The organism is Butyricicoccus sp., from assembly GCF_050872565.1.
Lineage (GTDB): Bacteria > Bacillota > Clostridia > Oscillospirales > Butyricicoccaceae > Butyricicoccus_A.
Genome location: NZ_JBNMHC010000411.1, coordinates 1 through 1,782, shown reverse-complemented (window position 1 = coordinate 1,782; position 1,782 = coordinate 1). Strand labels below are relative to the sequence as shown.

Below are 1,782 nucleotides of genomic sequence, written 5' to 3'. Positions count from 1 at the left end.
CTGTACAATATTGTCGATCAGGTCTTTATCGGCTGGAGCATCGGTGCGCTCGGCAACGCTGCGACAAACGTGGCATTCCCGCTCACAACTATTTGTATTGCCATTGCACTGATGTTTGGTATCGGCGGCGCTTCTGCCTTTAATTTGACGATGGGAGAAGGCGACAGCAAACGGGCCGCCTTTTATGTCGGCAATGCCATTTCTATGCTCGTCATTTGCGGTGTCGTTCTCTGCCTTGTCGCACATCTGTTTCTGACGCCAATGCTGCAATTCTTCGGCTCAACAGAAGATATTTTGGGCTATGCAAGAACATATACCGCCATTACATCCTTTGGCTTTCCGTTTTTGATTTTGGCTACCGGCGGCGGACATCTGATTCGCGCTGACGGCAGCCCGCGCTTTACCATGACATGCAATCTGGTCGGTGCCATCATTAACTTGATCTTAGATCCGATCTTTATTTTCGGCTTAGATTGGGGCATGGCAGGTGCTGCTCTGGCCACCATTATCGGTCAAATCGTGTCTGCCATCTTAGCCATTCGCTATCTGATGCACTATAAGACCGTGCATCTCACACGCCAGCATTTTCGTCCTCGCAAGGACTATGTATGCCGCGTTGCCGCGCTGGGTGCCGCACAGAGCTTCAATCAGATTGCTATGACCGTCGTTCAAATCGCCTTGAACAAATCCTTGACGCATTACGGTGCCATGTCCATATATGGTGAAGAAATTCCGCTGGCGTGTGCTGGTATCATTACGAAAGTCAATCAGATCTTTTTCTCTGTTATTATTGGTTTGTCTCAGTCTGTCCAGCCGATTGCCAGCTTCAACTATGGCGCACAGCAGTATGCCCGCGTCCGCAAGGTGTACCATCTTGCTGTTCGTTGCGGCTTTGTCATTTCGGTTGCATCGTTTATTGTCTTTCAGCTGTTTCCGCGACAGATTACTTCTCTGTTTGGTTCCGGCGATGCCTTGTATTTTGCATTCGCCATCTCGTATTTCCGCGTTTTCTTCTTCTGCACCTTCCTAAATTGCTTGCAGCCGATTTCTTCGACTTTCTTTACAGCAATTGGACAGCCTATTAAGGGCTTATTCTTGTCGATGACGCGACAGATTCTCTTTCTCTTGCCGCTCATTCTGATTCTGCCGCTATTTTTCGGTATGGATGGCATTTTATATTCCGGTCCTATTGCGGACGGTGTAGCCGCCGTTGTCAGCGTTGTTATGATTCGCAGAGAAATGCAGGATATGCGGCGCAGAGAACGCTCGATTCCCTCATAATTTTTTGCAAATCTGAACTGGACAGATTTCTATGTCCTGTGTCATTCTGTTTCTCTCGATAGTCTGATATACTAAAATAGGAGCTTCCAAAACCATGAATAAATCAGAGAGCAAATATTTCCATACGGCAGCTCGCATGGACGAAGCCTTTCTCACACTGTTAGATGAAAAAGATTTTGCTTACATTACCGTAAAAGAAATCTGCAAAAGAGCATTATCGGCTCCGGCGGATATATGCCGGAGGATGTCAACGATGTGCAAAAAAACATGGCGTGTAAAAAATGGAATCTGGAATCTATTATTACGCATGAATTTCCTCTCCTTGAATTAGCAGAAGCCTTGCAGGTCGCCTCTGACGTTCAACATGCAGGAAATGTCATCATTCGTATGCTATCAACAAAAAAATCGTGAGTGAATATCACTCACGATTTTTTTCTGTCTATATTCGATTTAGTTCTTATGATAGAGACGAGAATCCTCTTCATATTTCGGCTCACAGGT

The 1,782-nt window shown here is 46.0% G+C and carries 2 protein-coding genes; both read left to right on the top strand.

Annotated elements, in window-relative coordinates:
* A partial coding sequence (locus ACR0P9_RS11965; protein WP_432620449.1) for an MATE family efflux transporter occupies positions 1-1,281 on the top strand: 1,281 nt, incomplete at its 5' end.
* Between the two features lie 94 nt (positions 1,282-1,375).
* Entirely contained in the window at positions 1,376-1,612 is a 237-nt protein-coding gene (locus ACR0P9_RS11960; protein ID WP_432620447.1) for a hypothetical protein, read from the top strand.
* Positions 1,613-1,782 lie beyond the last annotated feature (170 nt).

Excerpts from the sequence above, each read along its gene's own strand:
- ACR0P9_RS11960 (WP_432620447.1), top strand. The coding sequence starts at position 1,376 with ATGAATAAATCAGAGAGCAAATATTTCCATACGGCAGCTCGCATGGAC.